This window comes from Candidatus Cloacimonadota bacterium (assembly GCA_011372345.1).
In the GTDB taxonomy this organism is placed as follows: Bacteria; Cloacimonadota; Cloacimonadia; order Cloacimonadales; family TCS61; genus DRTC01.
Genome location: DRTC01000489.1, coordinates 1 through 7,786, shown reverse-complemented (window position 1 = coordinate 7,786; position 7,786 = coordinate 1). Strand labels below are relative to the sequence as shown.

Below are 7,786 nucleotides of genomic sequence, written 5' to 3'. Positions count from 1 at the left end.
GTCTTTTATTGCAACTACATTGTATACTCCCGTTGGGATGTTATTAATTTCAAAGTAACCGGAAGCATCAGTTTCTCCAGTTTTTACTAATGTGCCAAAGCGGTGGTCGAATTCAGTGTGCTGATTTATTTTTACACCAATGTGGGGCCATTTTGTGTTTGCTTCTACTATATCCGGATCAAGTTCTGCCAATTCAAAAATACCTATCACAATTCCTGAATGATCTGTTTCACCTTCCAACTGTACAGTTCCGGCTAAAGAACCAGTTTGTGTGCTCGTAGTATTTGTACAAGAAAGTAATAGGAGAGATAAAAGTGAAAAGCTAAGAGCTAAAAGTGTATTTTTTTTCACTTTGACTCCTTTCGTTCAAGACTATGGATTAAACCGATCAACATCTTCTTTATCGTCAATAAATCTGTACGAATATCTTTATTTGGTAGATATCCCAAATTCTTTGCAATAATAAGTTGGGTATCAAGTTCAACAATCGAACCTAATGAAACATATAGAAACTGTATATATTCTTTTTTGGATTTTCTACCTGAACCCTCAGCGATGTTTGAAGGAATTGAAATTGCTGATCTTCTAATCTGATTAGTTAATCCATATAGTTCATTTTGCGGGAAATCTTTTGTTAATCTGTATATTTCTGTTACGAGATTAATTGAATCTTTCCAAACATTTAAATCTTCATGTGATATGACCCTTATTTCCTTTTCACCTTTATCTTTTATCTTTTCACTCATTTAAGTAACATTCGTCTTAATCATTAAAAATTTAGCATTAAGAATTAAACATTGAATGAATTATTTCCAGAATGATCTGATTGGGCTTCGAGCTGTACAGTGCCGGAGAGGGAGCCCGTTTGGGGGCTAGTTGAGGTACAGTAAGTTAACAAGAACAAAGATGAAAGAATAAAGATCAATATTTTGAATTTATTCATCTTGTCTTCCTTTAAAACATTTTGTATGGATGGAACCGAAAATCAACTTTATTTCATGTGACTCTCTTAGTAAAGATTTTCTTTTATTTTCATCTCCTAATGCTAAAGCATCAATAACTTTAAACCAGTAATTGGTTTCTCGTGATTCCCGAAGACAAATTGATATTCTTTGTTTGAATTCATTTTTAGTACAAGCCTGAGATTCCTCATAATTGGCTCCGATGGATGAAGATGATTTAGATAACTGATATCTGAAAACATCATATTCTTTATCGTGTGGTAAAGTTCTCAGAAATTTTATTGTTTGAACTACAAAATCAAGAAGCCTTTCTGAAAGATCGCGAAAATAATGAACTTTTTTAGTCTTTGTTCTTTCTTCTTGTTTCTTATTTTTAATTTCTTCTTTCTGCTTTAATATCTTCACCTTTATCTTTTATCTTTTCACTCATTACAGATTAAATGAATGTATATTCATACTTAATAATTGATCATACAGCACGTAGTCAAAAATCGGTGACTTGTTTGAATAAGTCATTGCAAGTAATTCCCGGAACCTTAGCAATTCTCTGATGAGATTATTGTTCTTTGAGCATTCAACAGTCAAGTCTAAAAGTTCAAAGGCACGCTCATAACAGAATGATACTTTTTCAAAGTCCTTTTTATCTATCCAATTTTTTGCACGATTCAGTTCGTTTGCGATCATCAGTAACTGTTTATCAGTACTGAAAATTTTCCACTTATCTGATGTCAAACCTGTGTGCAGCATTATCGTAGCAATAAGTTATTACAGATCTCTCGAATTTTATCGCGAATGTGAGGATCTTCCACTTCCATGCTTCTATTATTTTGGGAAGGACGAATATTAATAAGTGCGGTAAATTCTATAAAAGAATCATCACTTTGATCGGGATATATATTTATTCCCCAAAGATTGTATTGTTTTGATCCATGTTCTAAAAGGAGTGCTTCCAGGTCAGCATGAAGCTCTGCGTCTGCTCCTATGATCTCTTGTTCTACATCCACCACCATTTTCATCATATCTTCAAATCCGACTTCACGAGCAAGCCAAAGTTCGCTGAGAGATGTTGGTTCTGTGATGATTTTCATAATATTATTTTAAGGTTGAGGTTGAGGTTGAGGTTGAAAGTCAGTATATTCATTTTTTAACGCTTTAAGGATTTCATACGTTTATTTAAGTCAAATATCAATTCTTTATAGTCTTTTATTAATTTATCAACATCAATCTCATCTTCTTCATTTTTCTAAAACGTTGCTGTCATCCTTGAGCAAGAAAATGCAATGGAGACAGATATCCTTTTCGTTTTTTTATTTTTTTAGGAGACATTTCTCGATATTTTTTTGTTCTTCTTTTGATAAGTCATGTGAATAATAACGATGTAGTAGTTCAACCCTTTTATCTTTTACACAATCTCTTTCTGAAAATGAGCTTAGTACAATTTGTCGCACAGTGTGGCACATACTTATACCCATTAGAAACCGTTCTTCATTACTTTTTTGCATGAGAAGGTTATGATATAATTTTTGTATTTCAGGAGAAGTATCGTTCATGAATAAATCCATTTGCGAAATCTAATAACCGTTTGTTTTTCAGCCAACGTACAATGTATTCTTTATTATACCCTGTATTCAGCAAATTTATAATATCAGCTTTTTGTTGAGCAGATTTGGAATCCTTTGCCCACTCGATCTTTGAGATAATCAAATCCTCTTTTGAGATGATATTAACGAAATGTTTGTTAATCGTCTCAATTTGTTTTCTTTCAAAAGCCTGAATGCTATACTCATCTTTCTTCTTAATGATCATGTCTGCCTTGAAGACTTTTTCTTTATGAATAATATTGAACATAGAATTGTACTTTATGGCTTCCTTAAAAGCTGTTTCAGTAAGATAATATTCATTGGAAAAAGATGCAAAAAAATCTTTTTTTTGAGGTGAACTAATCTCTATGATTATATCAAAATCTCTTGTCATACGAGGTTCAGCGTAATAATTCATTGCCATGGAACCGGTGAGCATGTAATTGATATTTAATTTCTGCAGTTTATTAATAATATCAAAAAGAATTTGGAGTTCATCAACTATCATCATCTTTAATTTCAAACTTTATTCTATGATTTTTTTTCTTCCCGATTTTTATCGCGACGTAATGCAATAGAGAAGTATCTCTTTTTTTAACAAAATCCTAAATCCCAATTCCTACAAATACTCGTCAATCCCATTTTCGCCCTTTCTTCCCTTCTCCTTTTCACATCTATCTGCTTTCCACTTTTAATATTTCTGCTATAATTAAATCGCACTTCGTGCCCCTCGCTTACATTTTGACCTGTAAGCAACTTACTTATTATATGGTAGTTACGTTAATTTCTTATAAACTCAATGTCAATTTTTTGTCATGGATGAAAATCAATATAAGTTCGTAATATTCGTAAAATGAAATTTTATGTACAGTTTTTTGAACGGAGTTGTTAATAATAGAACACAAAATGAAAAAATTATATAATTGGAAAAAATTACAATAGGAATTGCAAATTTTTTGAATGTGTAGAGGAACTCTTTCATCCCCTGCAATTACTGACCTATCAATCATAAACTCCATTCTCAATTAAAAAATTTATTTTATTTACAATTAACAAAAATATTTATGGTTTTGAAAAGTGAAAAACAAAATGTGTGTCAAGAATTTCCAGTAATTTCTACTCCCTCGCCCCGAAAATTAGAATTTCAAGTGGATATATTTTCACATTTTTTCTTTGTACAGCAAGATTTTACATCATTTTACAGAACAGTAATAAATTATACAAAAACTTCTTTATCAATAAATTTATTGACGACTCGAATTTGTCCACAGCAATCAAGGGCAATAAAATATTACTCTACTTGAATGGCAAGTAAGAGTAAACAGAAAGGAAAAATTTATGCAGGAAAAACCAAGAGTAGCAGTCATAGGATCAGGATCATGGGGATTTAATCATGTGAGAACATTTTTCAATCTACCGACCTGTGATCTGGTGGGAGTGAGTGACCTCAGCGAGAAAAATCTCAAAAGAGTAAAAGGTCAATTCCCGGAAGTTATAACGACACAAAATTTCACAGATTTCACCAATAGTGATGATATCGACGCAGTGATCATACCATCCAGTGCGGAAGCTCATTATGAAATTGCCAAAGATGCACTCGAGCATGGCAAACACTGTTTGGTTGAAAAACCAATCACTTTAGATATTGATGAGGCACAGGAATTAGTTGATCTTGCAAATGAAAAAGACCTGGTTCTGATGGTCGGACATCTGCTTCTTTATCATGGAGCAGTAGATTATCTTAAGAAAATGGTTGATGAAAAAGAAATCGGTGACATGCTCTATCTTTACTCACAGCGTGTAAACCTTGGCAAGGTTAGATCAAATGAAAACGCACTCTGGAGTTTTGCTCCACACGATATCTCGATCATGCTGTATCTAATCGATTCCAAGCCGGTTCGCGTGTCTGCGACAGGGCAGAGTTTCTTACAGAAGAAAAACAACATCCATGATGTGGTGTTCTTCACCATTTACTTTGAAAACGGAACTATCGCAACAGGTCAAGTCAGCTGGCTTGATCCTCATAAGATAAGGAAATTCACTATTGTGGGAAGCGAAAAAATGGTCACCTTCGATGATATGGAAGTACGTGAAAAAATAAGGATCTACGACAAAGGCGTGGATGCTTCTGACGTGTCCTATGATTCCTTTGCAGAATCCCTCTCCATTCATGATGGTGATATTTCTATTCCTAAAATAACACTTACCGAACCTCTCAAACGTGAGGATTCCCATTTTATCGACTGTATCATCAATAAGAAAAAACCGCTCACCGATGGACAGAATGGACTTGATGTGCTTAAAGTTCTTGTTGCAGCACAGACATCATTGGAAAATCATGGCGCACCACAGGAAATCGTATAAGGAGCATCATGAGAAAATTAATATCTGAAAAAGCAGAGATCGGAAAAGACACGAAGATTGGACTGAACGTCATCATAGAAGATGATGTTATTATTGGAGATAATTGTCTGATTGGGCATAATGTCATCATACATAAAGGATCGAAAATCGGAAGTGGAGTACGAATCGATGATGGAACGATCATCGGCAAAGAACCACTCTTTTCACCGAGAAGTATATTCAAGAAAAAGACATTTGAACCTGCTTTAATTGGAGATGATTGCCTCATCGGAGCAAATGTGGTCATATATGTGGGATGTGTGATCGGAAATAAAAATCTCATTGCGGACTCTTCAACCATCCGGGAAAATGTTACGATCGGTGATATAAATATTATCGGAAGGAACGTGACCATTGAGAACTTCGTGAATATCGGAAGCAGGTGTAAATTTGAAACAAATGTTTATATTACAGCTTATTCAGAAGTCGGTGATTACTGTTTTGTAGCCCCCTGTGTAGCAACCAGCAATGATAACTATATGGCTCGAGATAAAGAGCGTTATAAACACTTCAAAGGTGTAACACTCAAGACTGGTGCTCGAATCGGGGTGAATGCAACCATCCTTCCCGGTAAGATCATCGAAGAAGATGGCATGGTCGCTGCAGGATCTGTCGTAGCAAAGAATGTTCCCAAAGAAAAAGTCGTACTCGGACATCCTGCAAAAGTGCTTCGCAATGTCGATGAAAAGCAATTATTGAAAAATAATCTGGATAAATAAAACGTGAACCACAAAAAACACGAAAAATGAAAATGAAGGTTGGTAAATAAGAAAATCTAAAAAACTTTCTTATATAATAATGAATAGGGCTTGAAAGATCGAGCCCTATTTTTTTCACTTACCAAGAAATGGATAATTTAAGAGAGGGAAGATTTCAATAAACCATTCTTCTACCTATCGACATGTAAGTAAATATCCTAAATTTCAATTAAATCAAAAATAATTTCCAGAGAAATTTTATCGACAAAATTTATTTAAGTAACGATGATTACACTAATAGAGGTTACCTTATGAAATTCTATGGAAGAAAAAAAGAGCTGTACAAGATCAAAACCTACTGAGATGATGTAAAGAAATGTACTTCATAAAATCTGGTGATAAACTGACGAAGAAGGATCTGCAAGACCAGTTTAGCAATAGAAGCAACCAAAGATATTCCCTCACTGTATTTTTGTATTACAGAATCGTGAGCTATTTACAACATCAGCATCTGTAGATTCCAACAGGGATTATGGGTATGAAGTTCACTAACCTTCTTTATGATGTGTTCTTCATTATATGCTGGAATAATAATAAGGATTTTAGATGGCGCAGAGTTCTTTCTTACAAAAGATTTTTGATTCATGTCTGTATATAAAAATATCATCTATTTTCATAGTCAATAGATTTTGAAATGAAGTTATCAGAACAATAGTTTCTCTTTTATCTAATTTTTTTATTGACTGAAAATATTAGTATCAAATCAAGTCTATAAGTAATAAAATAAATAGGACTTATACTATGAAAGGCATCATATTAGCTGGTGGAGCTGGTTCCAGACTCTATCCCAATTCATTAATTTATAGCAAACAGCTCACAATGGTTTATGACAAACCCATGATATACTATCCTTTATCTGTGCTAATGCTGATTGGCATAAAAGAAATATTGATAATTTCTGATCAGGATACCTATCTTTCATATAAAAAGTTGTTTAAAGACGGCTCTCAACTTGGATTATCAATACATTATGAGATTCAGGATAAACCTCGCGGATTAGCCGACGCTTTTCTGGTAGGAGAAGAATTTATCGGGAATGATTCCGTTACAATGATTCTGGGTGATAATATCTTTTATGGAAAACTTGATTTTATTCGATCTGCTCTAAAGCAAAATTATGGAGCAACCGTTTTCGGATATTATGTAAAAGATCCTCAACGCTACGGCGTTATTGAGTTTGACGAAAACGGAAAGATAATTTCTATTGAGGAAAAACCCATAAAACCAAAATCAAATTACGCAGTTGTTGGATTGTATATTTATGATAACAATGTTGTTGAATATGCAAAAAAACTACATCCATCTGCTCGGGGTGAGTTGGAAATTACTGATTTAAATAAGGAATATCTGAAAAGAAACAAATTAAAAGTAGAATTGTTTGGTCGTGGAATCGCCTGGCTTGATACCGGAACACCGCAAACTCTTCTGGAAGCATCTACGTTTATCGGAGCAGTAGAACACAGGCAAGATCTGAAAATTGCCTGTATCGAAGAAATTGCATATTTGATGGGATATATTTCCAGAGGTGATCTAAAAAGAATTATAAACAACATGCCGAATTGCAGTTACAAAAGTTATTTAGAAAAAATTTATCACGATAAAATAATTGGGAGCGTTAACTAAACTGTGCCTGGGAGGACACATAAGATTGGATAAATAATATTAAATCTGGAGAATATAAAAAGTGGATAGATAAAAATGGGGTGGATGATGGGATTCGAACCCACAACAACCGGAACCACAATCCGGGGCTCTGCCATTGAACTACATCCACCACATTATATATGGTCGGGGTGCCGAGATTCGAACTCGGGACCTCTTGAACCCCATTCAAGCGCGCTAGCCGGGCTGCGCCACACCCCGAAATATTCATCTTTATGATTAGGAGAAAAACCTTCCCAGGTGCTAATTTTCAGTCAAGTTTTATACATTAGGAACATGCATACCCCCAAAATTTTTCAGGGGCATGGCACTTTTTCATTATTACACAAAAACAACCTAATACTAACAAAAGATGAGGGATGGTGCATATCGTTGCAAAGTACTAGCATAACAATGATTCACAAAGTATGGGAGACCCTTC

The 7,786-nt window shown here is 34.2% G+C and carries 9 protein-coding genes and 2 tRNA genes; 3 read left to right on the top strand and 8 right to left on the bottom strand.

The window, feature by feature from the left end; translation table 11 throughout:
- The 6 genes from ENL20_09500 to ENL20_09475 all read right to left on the bottom strand — a co-directional run.
- Positions 1-351: hypothetical protein (locus ENL20_09500; GenBank protein ID HHE38790.1), on the bottom strand; the 351-nt coding region annotated here is incomplete at its 3' end.
- Positions 348-746: a four helix bundle protein gene (locus ENL20_09495; GenBank protein ID HHE38789.1), complete on the bottom strand. Its 399-nt coding sequence runs from the start codon at positions 744-746 to the stop codon at positions 348-350. The genes ENL20_09495 and ENL20_09500, both read right to left, overlap by 4 nt.
- Before the next feature lie 189 nt (positions 747-935).
- Positions 936-1,340 carry a four helix bundle protein gene (locus ENL20_09490; protein ID HHE38788.1) on the bottom strand — a complete coding sequence of 135 codons (405 nt, stop codon included), beginning with the start codon at positions 1,338-1,340 and terminating at the stop codon, positions 936-938.
- Positions 1,341-1,391: 51 nt separating this feature from the next.
- On the bottom strand, positions 1,392-1,709 hold the full coding sequence (locus ENL20_09485) for a hypothetical protein (protein HHE38787.1): 318 nt from the start codon (positions 1,707-1,709) through the stop codon (positions 1,392-1,394).
- Entirely contained in the window at positions 1,709-2,050 is a 342-nt protein-coding gene (locus tag ENL20_09480) for a hypothetical protein (GenBank protein ID HHE38786.1), read from the bottom strand. Before ENL20_09480 ends, ENL20_09485 begins: the two co-directional genes overlap by 1 nt.
- Positions 2,051-2,492: 442 nt before the next feature.
- Complete coding sequence (locus tag ENL20_09475) at positions 2,493-3,053, bottom strand: hypothetical protein (protein ID HHE38785.1); 561 nt, start codon at positions 3,051-3,053, stop codon at positions 2,493-2,495.
- A gap of 827 nt (positions 3,054-3,880) precedes the next feature.
- On the opposite strand from ENL20_09475, the gene ENL20_09470 reads away from it, so the two are divergent.
- From ENL20_09470 to rfbA, 3 genes are all read left to right on the top strand, one after another.
- Complete coding sequence (locus ENL20_09470) at positions 3,881-4,906, top strand: Gfo/Idh/MocA family oxidoreductase (protein HHE38784.1); 1,026 nt, start codon at positions 3,881-3,883, stop codon at positions 4,904-4,906.
- Positions 4,907-4,914: 8 nt separating this feature from the next.
- Positions 4,915-5,664: an N-acetyltransferase gene (locus tag ENL20_09465; protein HHE38783.1), complete on the top strand. Its 750-nt coding sequence runs from the start codon at positions 4,915-4,917 to the stop codon at positions 5,662-5,664.
- Positions 5,665-6,444: 780 nt separating this feature from the next.
- Positions 6,445-7,326, top strand: a complete 882-nt coding sequence (rfbA, locus tag ENL20_09460) for a glucose-1-phosphate thymidylyltransferase (protein HHE38782.1) — start codon at positions 6,445-6,447, stop codon at positions 7,324-7,326.
- Positions 7,327-7,402: 76 nt separating this feature from the next.
- Here rfbA and ENL20_09455 read toward each other — a convergent pair.
- Positions 7,403-7,477: transfer RNA gene (locus ENL20_09455), tRNA-His, on the bottom strand.
- An 11-nt stretch (positions 7,478-7,488) separates the two neighbouring features.
- Positions 7,489-7,566: transfer RNA gene (locus tag ENL20_09450), tRNA-Pro, on the bottom strand.
- Between the last annotated feature and the right edge of the window lie 220 nt (positions 7,567-7,786).